Below are 22,617 nucleotides of genomic sequence, written 5' to 3' on the forward strand. Positions count from 1 at the left end.
TACGTCCGGACTATTTGGCAAACACGCCGTCAAGTCCATGGAAGTCAACTGAATGCGACACCCGGAGAGTCTTCAATGAGCAGTGTTGTGGCCATCGTCAAAAGCATTGTCGGTCAGGTTTTCGCGGTGTCCCCAGAGGGCGTCCGCCGCGTGCTCGTTGAAGGCGACCGCTTGTTTGTCGGCGATCAGGTAGACACTGGCGCGGCAGGCGCCGTCACGCTCGAACTGGCTGACGGCCGGACCCTGGACCTGGGCCGCGACACTCAGTGGAGCGGCAGCGATCCGGACTCCAGCACTGACCTTGCACAAGCCACCGCACAAGCCGCGCCATCGGTTGAAGAGCTGCAGCAAGCCATCGCTGCCGGCGCCGACCCGACCACTGATCTTGAAGCCACTGCGGCCGGCCCGACGGCTGCCGGCACAGGCGGCGCGGCAGGTGGCGGCCATAGCTTCGTGATGCTGGATGCAACCGCTGGCCGGGTGGACCCGACCATTGGTTTCCCGACTGCGGGCATCGGCACTGCCGCGTTGGCTGCACAGAACACCATCGGCGGCCAGACGGCCGATACCATCGCCAACGTGCAGCGCGAATCGACCCTGACCTTGAGCGCCACGCCGACAACCCCGGCCGCGACCCAGGTCACCGACACCGTTGATACCACCACGGTCACCTTGACCGCCGGCGCCAACGTTACCGAAGGCGGCCAGATCACCTACACCGCGACATTGACCAACCCGGCGCAGACGCCGGTCACCATCACGTTGTCCAACGGCTCGATCATCACCATCGAAGCCGGCAAAACCACCGGCTCCGTGAACGTCGACACCCCGGCCAATGACGTTTATCAGAACGGCAGCACCGTTAGCACCACGATCACTGGCGCCACCGGCGGCAACTTCGAGCACCTGGTGCCGAGCACCACGCCAGCGGTCACCACCATTACCGACTCGGCCGACAACACCGGCCTGAGCCTGACGGCTACCGATTCGGTTGCTGAAGGCGGCTCCATCGTTTACACCGCAACACTGACCAACGCTGCCGGCACGCCAGTGACCGTTACCCTGAGCAACGGCGCGGTGATCACCATCGCCGCCAATGCCACCAGCGGCTCCGTCACCGTCGCGGCGCCGAAAGACGATGCCTACATCGACGCCGGCAAAGTCAGCGCCACGATCAGCACCGCCACCGGCGGCAACTTCGAAAACCTGGTCCCGAGCATTGTCCCGGCAGTGACCGAGGTGACCGACACGATCAACACCTCGACAGTCAGCCTGACCGCCAACGACACTGTGGCCGAAGGTGGCACCGTGGTTTACACCGCGTCCGTGTCTGCTGAAGTTACCGGCTCGCCAGTGGTCGTGACCCTGTCTAACGGCCAGAGCATCACCATTGCGGTCGGATCGAGCAGCGCCAGCGTGAACTTCACCGCGCCGAACGATGCCCTCGTCGGCGGCGGTTCGCTGAGCGTCAAAATCGACGACGCCAAGGGCGGTAATTACGAGAAGCTGGAAGTCGACAGCAAGCCGGCGAATACATCGATTATCGATACGGCTGACACCACCACATTGAGCCTGACGGCTACCGATTCGGTTGCTGAAGGCGGCTCCATCGTTTACACCGCAACACTGACCAACGCTGCCGGCACGCCAGTGACCGTTACCCTGAGCAACGGCGCCGTGATCACCATCGCCGCCAACGCCACCAGCGGTTCCGTCACCGTCGCCGCCCCGGAGGACGATGCTTACATCGACGCCGGCAAGGTCAGCGCCACGATCACCACCGCCACCGGCGGCAACTTTGAAAACCTGGTCACCAGCCCGACCCCGGCCGTGACCAACGTGGCCGACACAGTCAACACGACGCACCTGACGCTCAGCGCTGAAAAATCGGTACTCGAAGGCTCGCACATCACCTACACCGCGACCCTCACCAACGCCGCGCAAACGCCGGTGACCGTCAAGCTGAGCAACGGCGAGACCATCACCATCGACGCCGGCAAAACCAGCGGTTCGGTGACCATCGCGGCGCCAAGCGACGATGTCCACAAGGATGCCGGCAAGCTCACCGTAACGATGACGGATGCCAGCGGTGGCAACTTTGAAAAACTCGACATCAGCAAAGCGTCAGTGACCACCACCGTCAAAGACACGGTCGACTCCACGGCCCTGTCGCTGTCGGCCAGCAATACCGTCAGCGAAGGTGGCCAGATCACCTACACCGCGACCCTGAGCAACCCGACAGACACGGCCATGACCGTGAAGTTGAACAACGGCGCCGTGATCAACATCGCCGCCGGCGCCACCACCGGTTCGGTCAACTTCGCCGCACCGGCTAACACTCCGTACATCGACGGCGACAAAGTCCAGGCTAAGATTGCCAGCCAGAGCGGCGGCAACTTCGAAAAAGTCGTCGCCGACCATTCGCTGGCGGTCACCACCGTCACCGATTCTGTAGATACCACCGGCCTGAGCCTGAGCGCCACCGGTTCGGTCGCCGAGGGCGGTTCGATCGTCTACACCGCGACCCTGACCAATGCCGCTGGCTCCGCCATGACCGTGACGTTGAACAACGGCGCGGTGATCCACATCGCCAAGGGTGCCACCACCGGTTCGGTGAACTTCGCCGCCCCGAAGGATGACGTTTACAAAGACGCCGGCAAAGTCGAAGCCAGCATCACCAAGACTGCCAGTGGCAACTTCGAGAACCTGGTGGCCGATAAGACGCCAGCGGTTACCGACGTGACCGACACCCTCAATACGTCGACAGTCAGTCTGACGGCCAACAGCACTGTGGCTGAAGGCGGCACCGTGGTGTACACCGCTTCGGTCAACGCGCCAGTGACCGGTTCGCCGGTGGTTGTGACCTTGTCCAACGGCCAGACCATCACCATTCCGGTTGGCGCCAGCAGCGCCAGCGTGAACTTCACCGCACCGAACGATGCCCTCGCCGGCGGCGGTTCGCTGAGCGTCAAAATCGACGACGCCAAGGGCGGCAATTACGAGAAGCTGGAAGTTAACGGCAAGTCGGCGGATACCTCGATTACCGACACGGCTGACACCACGACGGTCAGCCTGACCGCTACCGATTCGGTCGCTGAAGGTGGCTCGATCGTTTACACCGCGAACCTGACCCATGCGGCCGGCACACCCGTGACCGTCACCCTGAGCAACGGCGCCGTGATCACCATCGCCGCCAATGCCACCAGCGGCTCCGTCATCGTCAAGGCACCTGCCGATGACGTCTACAAAGACGCCGGCAAAATCGAAGCGACCATCAAGGACGCCAGCGGCGGCAACTTCGAAAACCTGGTGACCAGCCCGGCGGCAGCATTCACTGCTGTGACTGACACCCTCGATACGTCGATGGTCAGCCTAACCGCCAACGGCACTGTGACCGAAGGTGGCACCGTGGTTTACACCGCCTCCGTGTCGGCGGAAGTCACCGGTTCGCCGGTGGTCGTGACCTTGTCCAACGGCCAGACCATCACCATTCCGGTTGGCGCCAGCAGCGCCAGCGTGAACTTCACCGCACCGAACGATGCCCTCGCTGGCGGCGGCTCCCTGAGCGTCAAAATCGACGACGCCAAGGGCGGCAATTACGAGAAGCTGGAAGTTAACGGCAAGTCGGCGGATACCTCGATTACCGACACGGCTGACACCACGACGGTCAGCCTCAGCGCGACGGAGTCGGTGACTGAAGGTGGTTCGATCGTTTACACCGCGAACCTGACCCACGCTGCCGGCACACCAGTGACCGTCACCCTGAGCAACGGCGCGGTGATCACCATCGCCGCCAACACTACCAGCGGCTCCGTCACCGTCAAGGCACCTGCCGATGACGTCTACAAAGACGCCGGCAAAGTCGAAGCAACCATCAAAGGCGCCACCGGCGGCAACTTCGAAAACCTGGTCACCAGCCCGGCGGCAGCAGTCACTGCGGTGACTGACACCCTCGATACGTCGACGGTCAGCCTGAAGGCAACGCCCACCGCAGCCGAAGGCGGCAACGTGGTGTACACCGCTTCCGTGACCTCCAAGGTCACCGGCAAGGACGTAGTCGTCACCCTGGCCAACGGTGAAAAAATCACCATCCCGGTCGGTGAAAGCACAGCCTCGATCACCGTTAGAGCCCCGAATGATGCATTGATCGGCCACGAGCCGCTGACCAACGCGATCAAGGATGTGACCGGCGGCAACTACGAGAATCTGGTCGCCGACAAGACCCCGACCTCGACCGCCATCAGCGACACCCTGGACATCACCAAAGTGACCATGACCGCCAGCGGTCAGGTGCTTGAAGGCGGCAACATCACCTACACCGCCAACCTGACGAATGCCGCTGGCAGCGACATGACGGTCAAGTTGAGCAACGGCGAAAGCATCGTGATCAAGGCCGGCGACAAGTCGGGCTCCATTACCGTTCCTGCACCGGCCGATGACGTCTACAAGGACGGCAGCAAAATCACCGTCCGCATCGACAGCACCAGCGGCGGCGACTTCGAGAAGCTCAACGTCAACAAAGCCATGCACATCACCACCGTCAAAGATACGATCGACACCACCACGCTGAAACTCAGCGCAGACGTGGGCACCGTCGGCGAAGGTGGTCAGATCAACTACACCGCAACACTGAACCACCCAGCGGACACGGCGATGACCGTGACCCTGAACAATGGTCTGGTGATCAACATCAAGGCCGGCGAGTCCAGCGGCTCTGCGTCATTCACCGTACCGAATAATGTCTACACCGGCGCAGCGGACGTCCTTGCCTCGATCAAGGAAACCACCGGCGGTAACTTCGAAAAACTGGACACTGATCACTCAGCCATTGTCACCAAAGTCACCGACACTGCTGACACCACCAACCTGACCTTGAGCGCTAGCGGCTCGGTGCAGGAAGGCGGCCAGATCGTCTACACCGCGACCCTGTCCCAGGCCGCTGGCAGCAACATGACCGTGAAGCTGAGCAACGGCGCGACCATAACCATCCTCAAGGATGCGGTGTCCGGCCATGTCAGCGTTGCCGCACCGAAAGACGACGTCTACAAAGACGCGGGCAAAGTTGAAGCGACCATCAAGGACGCCACCGGCGGCAACTTCGAAAACCTGGTCACCAGCCCGACGGCGGCTGTCACTGAAGTGACTGACACGATCAACACCTCAACAGTCAGCCTGACCGCCAACGGCACGGTGGCCGAAGGCGGCACCGTGGTTTACACCGCCTCCGTGTCGGCTGAAGTCACTGGTTCGCCGGTCGTCGTGACCTTGTCCAACGGCCAGACCATCACCATTCCGGTCGGATCGAGCAGCGCCAGCGTTAACTTTACCGCGCCAAACGATGCCCTCGTGGGTGGCGGTTCGCTGAGCGTCAAAATCGACGATGCCAAGGGCGGCAACTACGAGAAGCTGGAAGTTAACGGCAAGTCGGCGGACACCTCGATTACCGATACGGCTGACACCACGACGGTCAGCCTCGGCGCGACTGGGTCGGTGGCTGAAGGTGGCCAGATCGTCTACACCGCGACCTTGTCCCATGCCGCCGGCAGCGACATGACGGTAAAACTTAGTAACGGCGCGACCATCACCATCCTCAAGGATACGGTGTCCGGCCAGGTCAGCGTTGATGCGCCAAAAGACGATGCCTACATCGATGCCGGCAAAGTCAGCACCACGATCACCACCGCCACCGGCGGCAACTTCGAAAACCTGGTCACCAGCCCGACGGCGGCAGTGACCAACGTCACCGACACCTTCGACAAGACCGAAATCAGCATCAGCGGCAGCACCTCGGTAACCGAAGATCAGACCGCCAGCTACACCGTCAGCCTGACAAACCCGGCGCAGACTGAAGTCACCCTGAAAATCACCTACAGCGGCACCGCCGCCGACGGTTCGGACTTCACCGGTGTGTACACCGTGAAGATCCCGGCGGGCAGCAGCACTGCGAGCTTCAACGTCGCGACCCTGGACGACAGGTTCACCGAAGGCACTGAAAACTTCGTGGTCAAGATCGACTCGGCCACCGGCGGAAACTTCGAAAACCTGGCGATCAGCGCTTCCAACGGCAGCGTCAGCACCTCGATCATCGACAACGATGCGCCACCGGTGCTCGACCTGGACGCCAACAACTCCAGCGGCGCCACGGGTGCCAACTACAATGTGACGTTCACCGAAGGCACCACCGGCCAGGGCGTATCGATCGGCGACACCGACCTGGAAATCACCGACCCGGACAGCACCCTGCTGACCGGCGCTACCATCGTGCTGACTAACTTTCAGCCGGGCGACGCACTGAACCTGGGCAATAAAGTCAACGGCATCAACATCACGCCCACCAGCACGGATGGCACCATCACCTTGACCCTGACGGGCAACGCGACGCGCGCCGACTACACGCAACAGATCAAAAACATCAGCTTCACCAACAACAGTGAGGACCCGAGCACGGTGCCGCGGATCATCACCGTGACGGTGACTGATGGCAGTAACAACTCCAACACCGCGACCACCACCGTCAACGTGGTCGGCGTGAACGACGCACCGATCGCCGCACCGGTTAACGTCACCGGCACCGAAGACACGCCACTGATCCTTGGCTGGTCGACCTTCGGCGTCAGTGATGTCGACAGCGCCGCCGCCAACCTGGGCGTGAAAATCACCCAACTGCCGGGTGATCACCAGTTGCAGTATCTGGACGGCGCGACCTGGAAAGACGTGACGCTCAACCAGACCTTTAGTAAGGCCGACATCGATGCCGGCAAGCTGCGCTTCATGCCTGACGCCAACGAATCCGGTGCTAATGGCTACGGCGGCACCGAAGTGGGCAACATCAAGGCCGACTACGCACAGATCAAATTCCAGCCAACCGACGGCTCGCTGCTGGGCAACACCGGCACGATCAAAATCGACATCACGCCAGTGGCCGACGCCCCATCCCTGAGTGTTGCCGACAACAGCGCCAAATCCACAGGCCTGATCAAAGAAGTCTGGACCGGCCTGCCGCTCGGCACCAATGGCAGCGGCGCAGCCACCGATACCCTGAAAAGTGTCATCGACGGCGCGGGCAAACCGAACTCCAGTGGCACGGTGACCAACGTGCAGTCCGACGGCAGCGTCGCGGCTGGCACGGCATCGAAAACCTCCGGGCTGATCTACCTCGAAGCCGGCAAGATCTACACCTTCAGCGGCACCGGTGACGACAGCCTGCTGGTGACCATCGGCGGTAAAAACGTGGCGGCCACGACGTGGGGCGCGGGCGGCAGCCTGAACGGTTCGTTCACCCCGACCACCAGCGGTTACTACACCCTGGACATTTACCACCACAACCAGAGCGGCCCGGGTAACTATGACGTCAACCTGTCGGTCAACGGCAGTGCCGCGGTCGACCTGAGCAGCGCCGGCGTGCCGCTGTACACCGGCATCGCGGACCTTGCCGCTTCCGGCGTGACAGTGTCCGATTTGCACGGCACCAGCGGCGAAGGCTACTACGAAGGCTACAAACGCAATGAAGCCGCGGAAGGGACCAGCGTTCATCTGTCCGCGATCAAGACGGCCCTGACGGATATCGATGGCTCCGAAAGCCTGAGCGTGAAAATCAGCGGCATCCCGGCGGGCTCGGTACTCACCGATGGCGCCGGCCACACCTTCACCGCCAGTTCGACCTCCGGCGAAGCCAACGTCACGGGCTGGAACCTCGGCACCCTGACCGTCACTCCGCCGCCGTACTACAACGGCCAGTTCAACCTGACCGTGACCTCGACCTCCACCGAATCGCTCGGCGGTTCGGCGCAAAGCACCGCGACGATCCCGGTCACGGTTTACCCGGCGGTCTACAACGCCACCACCGCCACGGCGGCGGATGACACCATCACCGGCACTGACGGCAACGACATCATGGTCGCCGACATCGGCGGGCTGACCGTGGTGCCGGGCACCAACTACAACATCGCGTTCATGGTCGACAGCTCGGGCAGTATGAACGACGCCTCGGTCAAGGCCGCGAAGGACTCGCTGACATCGGTGTTCAACACCCTCAAACAGAGCATGGGCGGCAACTCGGGGACGGTGAATATCTTCCTGGTGGACTTCGACACCCAGATCAACAGGTCGGTGTCAGTCAACCTGAAGGATCCGAACGCACTGACCTTACTCAAATCTGTTCTGGATTCCATGTCGTCCGGCGGCGGTACCAACTACGAAGACGTGTTCAAAACCACGGCCAACTGGTTCCAGAGCGCCGACGCCGTAGCCAACACCGGGGCGAAGAACCTCACGTACTTCATCACCGACGGCAAGCCGACCTACTACCAGAGCGGTGAGTCGACCAACCCGACCTTGTTCGGCAACGTGAAGCTCGATGAAGTCATCACCACCGCCAATTACAAATTGGGACAGAGCTACTCCGCTTATCTGGACAGCACTCACTACCTGACCATCGACACTTCCGGCACGGTCACGCTGCAGACGTACAAGAACTCATGGGGTGGTTACTGGAGCAGCGACGAGCTGGGCACCCTGCATGCCGAGGGCAACGGCACATACGAGCTGTCCTATCGCGACGGCAACGGCAGCAGCACCGGCTCCAAAGCCATCGACAACTCGACCGACAGCTTCGCGCTGCTGGGCAAGGTCTCGACGGTAGAAGCCATTGGTTTGAACAAAGACGTCACCCTTGGCGATCTGAAGCCGTACGACTCGGATAAAACACCGCAAACCAACATCGACCCGAAAGACCTGGCCAACTCGATCATCGGTCACACCGAAGCGACAATGCCAGGCGCCGACACGGTCAATGGCGGCGATGGCAATGACATCCTGTTCGGCGATCTGGTGAGCTTCAACGGCGTTGCCGGCGAGGGTTATCAGGCGATGCAGGCGTTCGTCGCCCAGCAAACCGGCGTGGACGTCAGCAAAGTCACCACCAGCAACGTGCATCAGTTCATCACCGAGCACTACACCGCGCTCGATGTGTCCGGGGCGCATGACGGTAATGACTCGCTGCTGGGCGGTGCCGGTAATGACATTCTCTTCGGCCAGGGTGGCAACGACCTCCTCGACGCCGGCAAGGGCAATGACATCCTGCTCGGTGGCTCGGGTAATGACTCGCTGATGGGTGGTTTGGGCGCCGACACCTTCGTCTGGAAGGCTGGCGACACTGGCAGCGACGTGATCAAGGACTTCAAGGCCAGCGAGGGTGACCGCATCGACTTGCGCGATCTGCTGCAGGGCGAAACCGGCAGCACCATCGACAACTTCCTGAAGATCATCACCGTGGATGGCGTTTCGTCCCTGCAAGTCAGCTCCGCCGGCAAGTTCAACGGCGCCGACGCCGCAGCGGCAGCACCGGATGTGACGATCAAGCTGGAAGGCAACAACTGGTCCAGCGCCAACATCAACTCGTTGATTGCCGGCAGTGACCCGACCATCAAAATCGATCACAACAACACCTGATCCAACGAAAAACGGCCGCCCTCATGGGGCGGCCGTCACGTTTGCGCCCAACACCCCGGTGACGATTTCGTCGCCGCACCGCATACTCGCGTCCAGTTGGCCTATGCTGCTGACAGCATGACGCCGGTCCATTTCCGAGGGATGTTCAATGTTCTACGTGCAACGCGATGCGCAAGGTCAGTTAGTGCGCGTGGAAGCCACGGCCTACGCCGAGGCCACGGAAACACTGCCGGCCGACCACCATGAAATCCAGGCCTGGTATGCCAATGAAGTAGTGGAAACCAGCCTCAAACAACTCAAGCAGAGCGACCTGGAAATGATCCGGGTACTCGACGACTTGATCCAGGTGTTGACCAGCAAGGGGGTGATCCGCGTCACCGACCTGCCGCCGGCCGCACAAGCCAAGCTGATGGACCGGACCCAGGCCCGTGAGGCGTTGGGCGGGTTGAGTCAATTGATCGATGATGATGAGACGGGGTTGATTTAAGACTCCGCCTTGATCGGTGCCTTTACTGGCGTCATCGCGAGCTTGCTCGCGATGACGGTATCAGCCTCGCTGCCAAGGCTTCGGCTCACCAAACAACTGCCCCTGAACCCCATACAACCCCATCTCACGAATCACCACCAACTCTCCTTCCGTCTCGACCCGCTCGGCAATCAACGGCAAATCAATGCTGTGCGCCGCCCGCTGAATCGCCTCGATGAACAGGCGCTTGTCGCTCTCCTGATCAATCGCCCGGATGTAACTGCCGTCGATCTTCAGATACGCCAACCCAAGCCGCGCCAGGTTGCCGATCATGCTGAAGCGCCCGCCAAAGCGTTGCAGGCTCAGGGAGAACCCGAGTTCGTGCAGACGTCGCGTCAGCTCTTCCAGCATGGCTTGCTCCGGCAACTGCTCCTCGCCGATTTCCAGGGTCAATCGCGCCCCGAGATCCGAATGCTGACGCAGGATGTCGAAGACTTTATTCAACGCCTGCGAATCGGCCAGCGTCGCTGAAGACAGGTTCAGCGCCAGCGACTCTTTATGGTCGGCCATCTGCTCAAGCACCAGCTCCAACATCAGCCGATCAAGCCGCGCGGTCCAGCCAAAGCGCTCGAGCCACGGCAGGAAGCGCCCGGCGGGAATGGTCTGACCCTCGTCGTCGATCAAACGCGACAGCACCTTGTAATGCAGCACCAACTGCGTGTCCTGGGCGGCCACCACCGGCTGGAAATACAGCTCGAAGCGCTGCTCGTTCAACGCCTGTTCCAGTAAGTTGTGCCAGGCATGATGGTCGTCGCCGACGCTGGCCGACGCGCTGTGATCCAGGCAGACCCAGCTCGAATCGCCCTGGCTTTCCGCCTGAGCCAACGCCTGATCGCCCAGCCCGAGCACCGCTTGCGGGGAGTCGCCATAAACAAACGGCGCCAGCCCGATCGAGGCCACCGAGGCCACGTCGGTGGCGCCCGTCGCGTGCAGGCTTGCCAACGCGCTGTCGAGGTTCTGCGCCAGTTGCAACGCTTCTTCACGCACCAGCCCCGGCGCCAGCACGGCGAACTCGCCGCCGCGAATCCGCGTCACGAGGTTCAGGGTTTCCGGGTATTTGGCGCACTCTCGGGACAACTGCTCGCCAACCGCTTTCAACAACTGGTCAGTGCGTTGACCGCCCAACCGCTGGTTCAACCCGGCCAGGTCCCTGACCCGTAATAGCAGCAAATAACCGGAACTCGCCTGCTCCGGATTGCTCACTCGGGCGTTCAGTTGCATTTCGAAATAACGACGGTTGGCCAGCCCCGTCAGGTTGTCCTGATAGGACTCGGCCCGCAGCTTTTCACTGCGCTCGGCCTGTTCCTGGAACAGCGCTTTAAGCTTCTCGACCATCTGGTTCATGGCCTGCACCACGCGGCGCAGTTCCGGCGTGCGCGGCAGTTGCGGCAGGCTGAGGAATTCGCGGCGAGCGATGGCGTGGGATTGCTTGACCATGTAATCCAGCGGCTTCAGTTGCCGGCGCAACAACAGCGCGCCCAGCACCGCGCTCACCGCCCCGCAGATCAGTAACCAGCCAAGACTGCCCAGCGCGCTCTGCCAGAGTTTGGCCAACGCGAACATCGGGTGACTGACCACCTCGACCCGCGCCGCCTGCTCCCAGCCACGGCTGACGAGGGCATCACCACCGGCCGCCTCCAGCCCGATCATCTTGACGAACCAGTTCGGCACATTGTTCACCGCTGGAATGCCGCTGCGCTCGACGATGGTCTGATCGGTCTTTAGGTCGACCACGCGGATGCTCGCGTAATACCCGCTGTCGAAGATCGAACTGACCAGCAACTCGACCATCGCCGGATCGTCGATGTTCGGTGTCAGGGACAGTGCCAATGCTGTCGCGGCATCCTGGGCGTGGGAGCGCAACTGGTTGACGTATTGGGTGCGCGAGCTTTCCAGGCTGACCACGAAGCTACCGGTGAAGGCGATTACCAGGAACAGACAGATAGCGATCAACAGCTGTTTGAACAAGGACATCTGAGCGCGTGCTCCTAGTTAGTCGTCTCGACTGGGAAACCTTCGGCCTGCATTTTCTTCAACACATCCTGCCAACGAGACAGGCGTTTGGTGTCACCGACTTTCTTGTTGCCCTTGGCGCCCGGCAACCACAACCCTTCGGCATTAAAAGAGTAGACCGGCAGCAAATCGGTTCGCTGGCTGGCCGGTTTGATCGCATCGATCAGGCTGTCGAGTACCAGCGGCATGGCCTCGGGGCTTGAGTAGTAGGTCAACACCATGTGCGCCCGATTCAGGCGCAAGGCCTTGACGTACGTGATGCGCAGCTTGTCGCTGGCAACGCCGAGATGACGCAGGCTGAAATACTTGGCGATCGCGTAATCTTCGCAATCGCCGGCGCCCTTCCACAGGGCCTCGATGGGTGTTTCCCAATAATCGACCTCGTGCCACAGGTCGATGTCTTCCTCGTAACGCATCTGCTTATTGAAGAACTGGTTGACCACTTCAAGCTGTTCCAGCTCGCCGACTTGCTTTTGCGTGACCAATAAGTGCTGCCAGGCATCAATGCGTGGCTGTCCTTCGCCCAATGGCCCGTACAATGCCTGCGCGCGACGGCTGATCAGCGAAAAATCCCAATCGGCATGCAGCCCGCCCAGCATAACGCCGGCCAGCAGCAACGCGCAGCACAGCCAGCGCAAAGTCCGAGGGATCGCGAAACGTACCGCCAATGCGAGGCATCCAGGTCAGGCAGGTGGAAATCGGTCGATGGTGCAGGTTAGCCCGGTAAAAGACAATGGCACGGTGAGATCACTGCTGGCGCGCTAAACTTTGTATGGCAGGTGTCATTAAAAACACCGTGGCCAGGTCAGGGCGACCTTTTGTCCGTTTGACAACCTGTCAGGCAGTCACTAGGGTCCTCGTGGATCCAAATTCATTTCAGTCAAACAGGGTGCGTAGTTGTGACACAGAAGCCCAATCCTCTGAACAGCATCAAGGTCAACGGGCCGATTCCCGCTCACCTGGCACGCTCGGTGATCGAAGAAACCCTGCGTTCGGCCATTCTCGACGGTCGCATACCCTGCGGCACCGCCCTGCGTCAGCAAGATTTGGCCGATCTTTTCGGTGTCAGCCGCATGCCGGTGCGCGAAGCCTTGCGCCAGCTCGAAGCCCAGGCGCTGCTCAACGTCATCGCCCATAAAGGTGCCGTGGTCGCACCGCTGGTTCAGGGCGATGCCGTGGAAACCTACGCGCTGCGAATCCTGCTGGAATCCGAAGCGTTGCGCCTGTCGATCCCGTTAATGGTCAATGAGGATTTCGAACAGGCTGCCCGCTACATCGACGAACTGGAAACAGAAAACAACTACACCGAAATCGGCCGGCTCAATCGGCTTTTCCACATGGCGCTGTACTGCAAGGCGCCGAACCAACGGCTATTGAGGCTGGTGGAAGACGGACTGAACGAAGAGGAGCGTTTCCTGCGCTTCAACCTGGAAGCCATGGGCCTGGGCAAACTGTCCCAGGAAGATCACCGGGCGCTGTTGCAGGCCGTCGAAGACCGGGACGTCGAGCGCGCAGTGAAGTTGCTCGAACAACACCTCAACCGGGGCGTCGAGGTCATCACACGCTACCTCAACAGCCCCGAAGCGCTGAACAAGAAAACCTCCAGGTAAACTGCGCCGGCAAGCCTGAGCGAGCAGATCGAACTGCTCGTTCTCGCTTGCCGCGCTGCGCTGCGCCCCTCTCCAAAGCCCTGCCCTCGATTTACCCCTCTCAAAACCAACAATGACTCCGAGTCGATGACGCGCCGGTGATAGCGGCTGTCGTGATTTACGCTCACTCTTGGGCTGCCAACAAATAATGAACGGGCGACGCACCGCACGAGCGGAGCAGTCCCCGCACCAAGAACCTACGGAAGGAGTCTTGCCACGGGAAAGGAAGAACCGACGTTGATCCCAGTCAACTTCCACCCCCTCAATTCACTTCAACGACTCAGTTAGAAAGTTGCTTCGAGTGAGGCATTCACTCTTTATTTTAATTCTGACTTATATAAGCCGGAAGGAGTAACTGCATCCAAATGAAACTCAAATGAAAAGTTTTATTGGAACTTGTCGCGCGCCAGAAAGTTAAACTTTCAAATAATATAAAAATAACTTGCCCGACACTTTATTCATGTATTAGTTTTTCTCCGCCGCCTTCAATACAGGCGCCCGGCCGTCACTTAACGACGCATTGCAACTTACCCACATCAATTCGCTTGAGGCCTCCGTTCGCCAGCGAAAAGCTTTAACTGACGCTCGCTTATTCATTAAACCGCAACGGTATATCCAATTCACTTATAGGCTCGCCCATGAAACCGACTAAAGACCGTCTCAACCAGAAGAAAGCAGAACTTAGCGCTCATCCGATCTTTTCTGAAATCAACTCACTGTCGGTATTGCAACGTTTCATGGAAACCCATGTGTTTGCGGTATGGGATTTCATGTCACTGACCAAACGCCTGCAACAGGAACTGACCTGCGTCCAGCTACCCTGGCTGCCACCGCGAGATCCGCAGGCGGCGCGTTTGATCAACGAGATCGTGCTGGGTGAAGAGTCCGATGATCGTCCGGCTCAAGGTCACTATAGCCATTTCGAGTTGTACCTGGATGCCATGCGCGAAGTTGGCGCCAGCACGGTGGTGGTCGAACGCTTCGTCGCGCTGCAAAAAGAAGGCGTGAGTTACGACGTGGCACTGCAAAGCGTGGACGTCGATCCGGCGGCAGCGCAGTTCGTGCGCAACACGTTGCACACCGCGTTGCATGCGCCGGGGCACAGCGTTGCGGCGGCATTTCTGCATGGTCGCGAGAGCGTCATCCCGCAGATGTTCCAGCGAATTCTTGATGACTGGGGCATCGGCATCGAACAGGCGCCGACCTTCCGTTACTACCTCGAACGGCACATCGAAGTCGATTCCGAAGACCACGGCCCCGCCGCTGAAAAACTCCTCGCCCGACTGGTCAATGGCGATCCGCAACGCGAAGAAGACGTCTACGCCAGCGCCATCGCTGCCGTGGAAAGCCGCATCGCGCTGTGGGACGGCCTGCGCCTGAGCATGAGCGAACCGGTTGCCGAGGTGAATGCATGAACGCCGCCGACTACCAATCCTTCGCCGATGCCTGGGAAAGCCGCGCGACCATCCGTACCCGCCCCCGGCGCGTGCTGGAAAACGACGACAAGCTGATCTACCCGTTGAGCCGCCAACCGTTGGTGCTGAGCGAAACCTTCCTGCGCGAATGCCCGGAGCAGCGCGACTTTGCGCTGGTGCAGACGCTCTACAAATTCATCAACGACGTGGTGATCTTCGAAACCGAAATCGTCGACAAGACCGCCCGCAGCATCGCCAAGAATCGCTTCGCCGTGGCCTTCCCGTTTGCCTGCCGCTACGACGCCATGACCGTGGTGGTGGACGAGGATTACCACGCACTCGTGGCGATGGACTTCATGCAACAGACCGTCGCCATGACCGGCATCACGCCCATCGAACTGCCGGATGAAATCGAACTCAGCCGAGCCATTCCAGCGGCCGTGGCGCTCGCGCCGGAACACCTGCGCAGCGCCGTGGAATTGATCTGCGTGGCCATCGCCGAGAACACCGTGACCGGCGATGTCGCGGCGTTCGCCAAGGACGACACGGTCAAGCAGTCGATCAAGGGCCTGATGGCCGACCACTTGCTCGACGAAGGTCGCCACTCCGGATTCTGGGCGCGGCTGGTGCGCATCTACTGGCACACCGCGAGCGAAGACGACCGCCGCTGCATCGCGCACATCCTGCCGGTGTTCATCGGCCATTACCTGACCAACGACATTCAGAAATCGTTCGACTTCCGGCTGATCGAGTCCTTGCAGATCAGCGATGGCGCACGCCACGCACTGAAGAGCGAAGTCTCGGGGCTGGCCTTCCCGATCAATCGCCATCACCCGCTGGTCGCCAACATCGTGCGGTTTTTCCGAAGCAGTTCGCTGCTCGATTCGCCGTGCGTGCAAGACGCCCTCAGCGATTACCTGGTTTAACGAGGAGCCCATCATGAGACGTCTCGACATTCTGCTCATTGGACACAGCCAGGCCTTGACCGACCTGGCGCTGGAACTTGAACAACACGGTCATTCTCTGGTGCGCCTGAAGGCTGTCGACGAGCAGCCGCTGAGTAACGCTGATTTGCTGATCGACGACGCCAGCCTGCCGGTTCAATACGTCGGCGATGCACCGCGACTGACGCTGCAACTGGGTATCGGTGTGCCTGGGATTTCTGGCCTGCCGCCGCTGGACCTGCTGTGCACGTACGGTTCAACGCTGTTCACTCGCGTGCCGATCACCGATGAACCTTCGGGCAACGGTCAGGCATTGCACCTGCGTGCAGTGGCAGAACTGGTCGATCACGTAGCGCTACTGGTCAGCCGTTTCTCTCGCGATGCCGACTATTTTCTATTGGCCGGCCCTGCTGCTCCCACTTGCTTCGAGCACGTGGAAAATCTGCTCTACTTGGAGAACCTCGCGTTTTTCCATCAGCTCAATCTCACGGCGGCACCCGCGCTGCTGGCGCTCAGCCAAATCCCGATGATCGAGCGCCTTGAGCAGCGCTTCATCCAGTGTGCCGAACGACCCGCGCTGAACATTGCCGGCACGTCTCTGAACTATCGGCACTTGCACGCCCACAGCCGCGCCCTCCAGCAACGTTTGCAGCCGTTGCTCGCTCAGCATCACGGGCCGTTGGTGATCGGGATCTGCCTGCCAAAATGCAGCGCGTTGTATGCGGGAATTCTCGCGATTCTTGGCAGTGGCGCGGTGTACTTGCCGCTGGAGCCGAGTCATCCCCTGCAACGTCAGCAGTACATTCTGGAAAACGCCGGGGCAATGTTTTTGCTGCATGACGGTGAGCATCCGCTCGCGGCGCAAATGCCGGGACTCGACATCAGCCGCATCGACATCGGTGACGTGGATCTCGATCAACCCTTGATGCGCCAACGACCCGATCCAGATGCGCCGTGCATGGCGCTCTATACCTCGGGCACCACCGGCCATCCCAAAGGCGTATTGCTCAGCCAGGCCAACCTCGCGCACTTCACCGCGTGGTACGCCGACTATGTGCAGCTGACCGAACAGAGCCGGGTACTGCAGTTTTCGTCGTTGAGTTTCGACTCGTCGCTGATCGATATCTTCCCGACCCTGCTCCAGGGCGCCGAGCTGATCGTGCCCGGCGACGATCAGCGCCGCGATCCGTTGCAACTGGTCGAGCTGATCCGCCATCAACAACTGAGCCACGCCTTTTTGCCGCCGGCGTTGTTGAGCATCCTGCCGCTGGATCAATTGCACTGCCTCGATCACGTGATGACCGGCGGCGATGTCTGCGAACCCTACGTCATCGAGCAGCTCACCCGTCAGGGCAACCTCTACAACCTCTATGGCCCAACCGAAGCGACGGTGCTGATTACCGCGCGACAACTGCGCACCGGCGACAGCAACCGCACCCTCGGCGCACCCATCGCCAACAGTCAGGTGCTGATTCTCGACGAGGATTTTCAACCGGTGGTCGAGCAGACCGTCGGTGAGTTGTACATCGTCGGGCCGGGTGTGTGCCTGGGTTACCTGAACAACCCGCAACAGACTGCCGAACGTTATTTGAACCTGAGCCTGCCGAATGACCAGAGCCTGCGCGCCTACCGCTCCGGCGACATGGCGAAGTGGACCCGCGAAGGCATCGAGCTGTGCGGGCGGCGGGACAATCAGGTGAAGATTCGCGGCTTTCGGGTCGAGCCGGAAGAGATCGAACGCTGCCTGCGCGACAGTCAGTTGTACCGCCAGGTGGCGGTGGTCATCGACAGCCAGCGCCGGATTCTGGCCTTCCTCGCGCAGCCTCAGGAAGATCAACCCGGTACCGCTCGCGAAGCGCTGAAAGCTCACGCGACACAGTTTCTGCCGGATTACATGCAACCCATCGCCTGGACCGAACTACCGAACATGCCGTTCGCCAGCAACGGCAAGGTCGACCGCAAGGCGCTGCTGGCGATGCCCGTGAATGTTTCCGAAAACACGCTGCGGCGCTTGCCCGCCAGTGCCGATGAGGCACTGTTGCTGGAGATCTGGGCCGAGCTGCTGGAGCTGCCGGCCAGCGATATTTCCACCGATGAAAGCTTCTTCAATCTGGGCGGCCACTCGATCCTGCTGTCGCGCATGCTTTTACGTTTGCGTGAAGAGTTCGGTCGCAGCATCTCGATCAACCGCTTCATCGAATTGCCGACCATCGCCAAGTTGGCGACCTTGGTGCGCGGCTCCGGCACCGAAGAGGTATTGAGCGAAAAAGCCTTGGCCGATGCCTTCCGCGAACTGGATATCCAGCCGTTGCCAGTCAACCGCATGGGCGATGTACACAAGGTGATCGTTACCGGCGCCAACAGCTTTGTCGGCGTGCACATCGTCGAAGCGTTGCTCGCCTGGGGCGCCAGCGAAGTCGCCTGCCTGGTGCGCGACGGCGGTGGGCAATCGGCGGCCGAGCGGTTTGCTCATGCGCTGCGAGAAAACCGTCTGGAGCATCTGGACCTGAGTCGGGTGCGGGTCTATGCGGCGGACATTACGCGTCCGTCATTGGGGCTCGAAGCGGATGTTTACGAGCGACTGGATCGGCAGTTCGGCGCGTTGGTGCATAACGCCGCCAACGTCAATCACGTACTCGATTACGAGTCGCTGGCGAGGGACAACGTCGAGCCGATTTTCGAGTGCCTTCGGTTGTGCGAAGGGCGCAGCAAAAAGATCTTCAACTTCGTCTCGACGCTTTCGGCCTCCAGCACGATTGCCGCCGATGGCCGGGTGCTGGAATTGCCCGCTGCGCAGACCCCGCCGATCTACATCAAGAACGGCTACAACCTGTCCAAATGGGTCGGTGAGCGGATCCTCGAACGCGCTCGCGAACGTGGCGTTCGGGTCAATCTTTATCGCCCCGGCAACATCAGTTTCAACAGCCTCACCGGTGTCTGCCAGCCTCACAAAAATCGCTTGATGCTGATGCTCAAAGGCTCGATCCAGCTCGGCCAGGTGCCGGAATTCGCGCTGAATTTCGACCTGATGCCGGTGGACTTTCTGGCCCGCTTCATCGCCTTCCATGCCAGCCGTTATTCATCAGAAAAAGCGGTGTTCAACCTGCACAACCCCGAGCCTCTGAGCTGGGACAACTACGTCGCATCATTCCGTGAGGCGGGTCGGGAGTTTTCCATGGTCAGCGTCGCCGACTGGCAGCAGCAATTGGGCCGGGTCGACAGCGACAACGCGTTGTTCGGCGTGCTTGGTTTCTACCTCAACGGCTTCGAGGAAGACATCGGCGACATCTCAATGATCGGCCACGCCAACGCCCAGGCGGGCGTGCGGCAGATGGGCGCGCATTACCCGGAAAAATCCCCGGCGCTGCTGCGGCGCGGCTGCGACTACCTCAAAGAAATCAACTTCATCTGATTCACTCAACCGGAGCAAAACCATGAAAACCCTACAACCCGACACCCTGATCAAAAATCCTCAAGGCTGCCACGTGGTGTCCTCGGTGGAAGTGCCGGCCGATGCCAAGAAGGTCTGGGCAGTGGTCGGAAACTTTGCCGGCTTCGATCAATTCATTCCGGCGCTGTCGCACATCGAGATGACCGGTGAAGGCGTGTCCTCCCTGCGCAAGAAGTTCTTCAAGGACGGCAACCTGGTGGTCGAGCAACTCAACTCCCGGGATGACCAGGCGCTGAACATGACCTGGACCACGATTTACAACACTTTGGGCGTGGCCAATTTGTGGGCGGCGATGAGTGTTGAGCCGCTGGGCGCGGGCAAATCCCGAGCGACCTGGACCATCATCGCCGAACCCGCACAGGGCGGCGCCGAGGCGTTGCCGGGGTTCACGGATTTCGTGCAGGGCTTTGCCGATGACTCGATGAACAATGTGTTGAAGCTGTTTGCGTAAGGCCTAAGTTTGGCGGTGATTCAACTACCGCTTTCGCGAGCAAGCCCGCTCCCACATTTGACCGAATTTCTTCTGAAGAAACGCGGTTGAATGTGGGAGCGGGCTTGCTCGCGAAGAACGATAACGCGGTCTAACTGACCGGAATCAGATTTTGAAGCTGTCGACCAACTGCTTCAACCGGTTCGCCTGCAGGGACAACGCATCGCAATCCTTCAACGTTTCATTGAGGTTGGCCACGCTCTGCTGGTTCAGCAGGTTGATCTGGTTAACGTCGACGTTGAGAGTTTCCACGACCGCCGTCTGCTCTTCGGTCGCCGCGGCCACTGACTGGTTCATGCCATCGATTTCGCCGATGCGCTGGGTCACGCTGACCAGACGCAGACCGGCCTGGTTCGCCACTTCGACGCTCTGCTCGCTGGAGACCTGACTGGCGTTCATGGTCGTCACCGCTTCACGAGAACCGATCTGCAGCGAGGTGATCATCTTGTGGATCTCCTCCGCCGATTCCTGAGTACGGTGAGCGAGGTTGCGCACCTCGTCCGCCACCACCGCAAAACCACGACCGGCTTCACCGGCGCGGGCCGCTTCGATGGCCGCGTTGAGCGCGAGCAAGTTGGTCTGCTGAGAGATGCCTTTGATCACATCCAGAATGTGCCCGATGTTGTCGGTGCTGGCGTTCAGGGTTTCGATCTGCGTGCAGGACAGGCTGATTTTCTGCGACAACTCGGTCATCGCCAGAATGGTTTTCTCCACCACCTGACGACCATCATCGGCCTGCTCGCTCGCGCCGCTGGCGTGCTGGGAAGCATCGGCGGCGTTGCGGGCGATTTCCTGGGTGGCGGCGCCCAACTGGTTGATCGCCGCGGCCACACTGTTGGTGCGGGCGCTTTGCTCGTCGGAGCCGACGATCGAGGCGTTGGACGAAGCCATCACCCGTTGCGACAGGTCGTGAACCTGGCGGGTTGCCGACGACACTTCGGAAATCGACGCGTGAATTCGCTCCACGAACTGGTTGAACGAACCACCCAGCTCACCGAACTCGTCTTTGCTTTCCACGGCCAGACGTCGGGTCAGGTCCCCCTCGCCTTGAGCGATGTCCTGCATCGCACGGCCCATGGTGGTCAGCGGACGCATCAGCACGTTGATCAGCAGGCTCAGCAGCACGGCAATGGCCGTCACGGCGATGAACATCGCGATCAGCGCAGAAGTACGGAACTGGCTGAGGGGTGCGTAGGCCTTGTCCTTGTCGATCGACAGACCGATGTACCACTCGGCATTCGGCAAACCACTGACCGGAGTAAACGAAAGGATACGGTCCTGCTTGTTCAGGGTGACTTCCTGATTGCCCTTCTCGATGCGCACGCCGGCGTTCGAGTAGATGTCCTTCAGGTTTTTCATTACCTGGTCCTTGTCCGGGCTGACGATCACCTGACCGTCGGCACTGACCAGGAATGCGTGGCCGATACCACCGAAGTCCACCGAGTTGATGATCTTCACCAGCGTTTCCAGGCTCAGGTCACCACCGACCACGCCGAGCAACTCGCCGTTCTTTTTCACCGGCAGGGCGATGGTCACCACCAGCCCACCGACGGCGGCCATGTAAGGCGGGGTCAGCATGGTCTTGTCGGCAGCCACGGCCTGCTTGTACCAGGGACGCTGACGCGGGTCGTAACCGTCAGGCATCTTCGCGTCTGGGCGCTGAGTGAATACACCGTTGGACTGGCCAACGTAGGTGAACTGGAAGTTCGAGGTCAGGGCCGGTTGACTGACCAGCCCCGGGAGGTCGGCATTGGCACCTTGATGGGCGACGTTTTGCGCGAGGTTTTCCAGCACCAGCACGCGGCCGCTCATCCAGTTCTGCACGCTGCTGGCGGTCAGATCGCCGGCCTGCTGGACGCTCGATTCAAGGTTTTGACGGATGGTGTTTCGCTGCAGATAGTCGTTGTACAAAGTGAACAACGCAAAAGCCAGCACCACGACGCCGGAGGCGGCCAGAAGGATTTTATGACTGAATTTGAGATTCATTTCATGGGACTTCTTATGCAAAAAGTGGGGATGCGTTCCGGGTTGCAACATTCCATGTAACAGCGCAGGCAGGGCTCTGTGGCCGCTCTACTTTGGTGCACGCATGTCTTATCAGGCTGTCGGCACAAACCGGAGAAAACTTAGGCGTTTGTACGAAATGGTCGGCATTCCTGTCAGATACCCGCCGAACGGCGTGCCAGAGCGGCTGATCAATCCTTTTGTGGTAGCGGTAGTTCGTACAGCAGTTGCAAATTTCCCGCGCCTTTGTGCGAACGATCGCCCGTGCCTGGTGATCGACCATTGGCGGTGTGAAAAAACGAACGCGCCTACCTGGAAACCATTGCCCATTTGCCCTAGTCCGCCCCGCGAGTGTCGAAGCGCGGGCATTAGGGCTTGAGTTGCTGGAAAGTATTGCCTGCATGCTCGAAGGCCTGAAGCCGAACGTGCGTCAGGCGTCTCTGCTGGCGCAGTGCGAAGGGTTTACCCACCAACACATCGCTAAGCAAATGGGTTTGTCTCTGCGATCAATGGAGCGCTATGTGCGCCGACCCGCTGTATCTCTTCTACGTGCTTCGGTATGAGCAGTGATGCCTGTGGATAACTTGTCGCTGAATCGGCGCGGTGAACCGGCGTTTAGCGAGCCCATAACGACAAAACCCCTGTCTGCATTAGCAGACAGGGGTTTTGGAATTC

General features: G+C 60.3%; 10 protein-coding genes and 1 pseudogene. 8 read left to right on the forward strand and 3 right to left on the reverse strand.

What is annotated here, in order from left to right; translation table 11 throughout:
* The first annotated feature begins 75 nt into the window (after positions 1 to 75).
* A complete protein-coding gene (locus ACSQ87_RS30875; protein WP_436275064.1) occupies positions 76 to 9,450 on the forward strand; it encodes a retention module-containing protein in 9,375 nt (3,124 codons plus the stop codon).
* 148 nt (positions 9,451 to 9,598) lie between these two features.
* Positions 9,599 to 9,937, forward strand: coding sequence for a tryptophan synthase subunit beta (locus ACSQ87_RS30880; protein ID WP_123369205.1), 339 nt, complete (start codon positions 9,599 to 9,601; stop codon positions 9,935 to 9,937).
* Between the two features lie 60 nt (positions 9,938 to 9,997).
* Here the strand turns inward: ACSQ87_RS30880 and lapD are convergent, their stop codons facing one another.
* A complete protein-coding gene (gene lapD, locus ACSQ87_RS30885; protein WP_436275065.1) occupies positions 9,998 to 11,950 on the reverse strand; it encodes a cyclic di-GMP receptor LapD in 1,953 nt (650 codons plus the stop codon).
* A gap of 14 nt (positions 11,951 to 11,964) precedes the next feature.
* Positions 11,965 to 12,657, reverse strand: a complete 693-nt coding sequence (gene lapG / locus ACSQ87_RS30890) for a cysteine protease LapG (RefSeq protein WP_223433173.1) — start codon at positions 12,655 to 12,657, stop codon at positions 11,965 to 11,967.
* A gap of 231 nt (positions 12,658 to 12,888) precedes the next feature.
* On the opposite strand from lapG, the gene ACSQ87_RS30895 reads away from it, so the two are divergent.
* The 5 genes from ACSQ87_RS30895 to ACSQ87_RS30915 all read left to right on the forward strand — a co-directional run bounded on the left by ACSQ87_RS30895 (position 12,889) and on the right by ACSQ87_RS30915 (position 19,899).
* On the forward strand, positions 12,889 to 13,599 hold the full coding sequence (locus ACSQ87_RS30895; protein ID WP_223433172.1) for a GntR family transcriptional regulator: 711 nt from the start codon (positions 12,889 to 12,891) through the stop codon (positions 13,597 to 13,599).
* 677 nt (positions 13,600 to 14,276) lie between these two features.
* Entirely contained in the window at positions 14,277 to 15,053 is a 777-nt protein-coding gene (locus ACSQ87_RS30900; protein ID WP_436275066.1) for a DUF3050 domain-containing protein, read from the forward strand.
* On the forward strand, positions 15,050 to 15,979 hold the full coding sequence (locus ACSQ87_RS30905) for a diiron oxygenase (RefSeq protein WP_223433171.1): 930 nt from the start codon (positions 15,050 to 15,052) through the stop codon (positions 15,977 to 15,979). The genes ACSQ87_RS30900 and ACSQ87_RS30905 overlap by 4 nt, the downstream gene beginning before the upstream one ends.
* Before the next feature lie 13 nt (positions 15,980 to 15,992).
* Positions 15,993 to 19,409, forward strand: coding sequence for an amino acid adenylation domain-containing protein (locus tag ACSQ87_RS30910; RefSeq protein WP_436275067.1), 3,417 nt, complete (start codon positions 15,993 to 15,995; stop codon positions 19,407 to 19,409).
* Positions 19,410 to 19,431: 22 nt separating this feature from the next.
* A complete protein-coding gene (locus ACSQ87_RS30915; protein ID WP_415772549.1) occupies positions 19,432 to 19,899 on the forward strand; it encodes an SRPBCC family protein in 468 nt (155 codons plus the stop codon).
* A 144-nt stretch (positions 19,900 to 20,043) separates the two neighbouring features.
* On the opposite strand, the gene ACSQ87_RS30920 is transcribed toward ACSQ87_RS30915, so the two are convergent.
* Positions 20,044 to 21,924, reverse strand: a complete 1,881-nt coding sequence (locus ACSQ87_RS30920; RefSeq protein ID WP_223433168.1) for a methyl-accepting chemotaxis protein — start codon at positions 21,922 to 21,924, stop codon at positions 20,044 to 20,046.
* Positions 21,925 to 22,166: 242 nt separating this feature from the next.
* Here ACSQ87_RS30920 and ACSQ87_RS30925 point away from each other — a divergent pair.
* Positions 22,167 to 22,512: pseudogene (locus ACSQ87_RS30925) on the forward strand (sigma factor-like helix-turn-helix DNA-binding protein); the annotation flags it as partial.
* Positions 22,513 to 22,617: the final 105 nt, after the last annotated feature.

Origin of the sequence: Pseudomonas sp. LjRoot277, assembly GCF_964253845.1 — a bacterium.
Taxonomy (GTDB): domain Bacteria; phylum Pseudomonadota; class Gammaproteobacteria; order Pseudomonadales; family Pseudomonadaceae; genus Aquipseudomonas.

Coding starts and splice junctions, on each gene's coding strand:
- ACSQ87_RS30920 (WP_223433168.1), bottom strand. CDS start 21,924: ATGAATCTCAAATTCAGTCATAAAATCCTTCTGGCCGCCTCCGGCGTC.
- ACSQ87_RS30910 (WP_436275067.1), top strand. CDS start 15,993: ATGAGACGTCTCGACATTCTGCTCATTGGACACAGCCAGGCCTTGACC.
- ACSQ87_RS30915 (WP_415772549.1), top strand. CDS start 19,432: ATGAAAACCCTACAACCCGACACCCTGATCAAAAATCCTCAAGGCTGC.
- ACSQ87_RS30875 (WP_436275064.1), top strand. CDS start 76: ATGAGCAGTGTTGTGGCCATCGTCAAAAGCATTGTCGGTCAGGTTTTC.
- ACSQ87_RS30905 (WP_223433171.1), top strand. CDS start 15,050: ATGAACGCCGCCGACTACCAATCCTTCGCCGATGCCTGGGAAAGCCGC.
- ACSQ87_RS30900 (WP_436275066.1), top strand. CDS start 14,277: ATGAAACCGACTAAAGACCGTCTCAACCAGAAGAAAGCAGAACTTAGC.
- ACSQ87_RS30880 (WP_123369205.1), top strand. CDS start 9,599: ATGTTCTACGTGCAACGCGATGCGCAAGGTCAGTTAGTGCGCGTGGAA.
- lapD (WP_436275065.1), bottom strand. CDS start 11,950: ATGTCCTTGTTCAAACAGCTGTTGATCGCTATCTGTCTGTTCCTGGTA.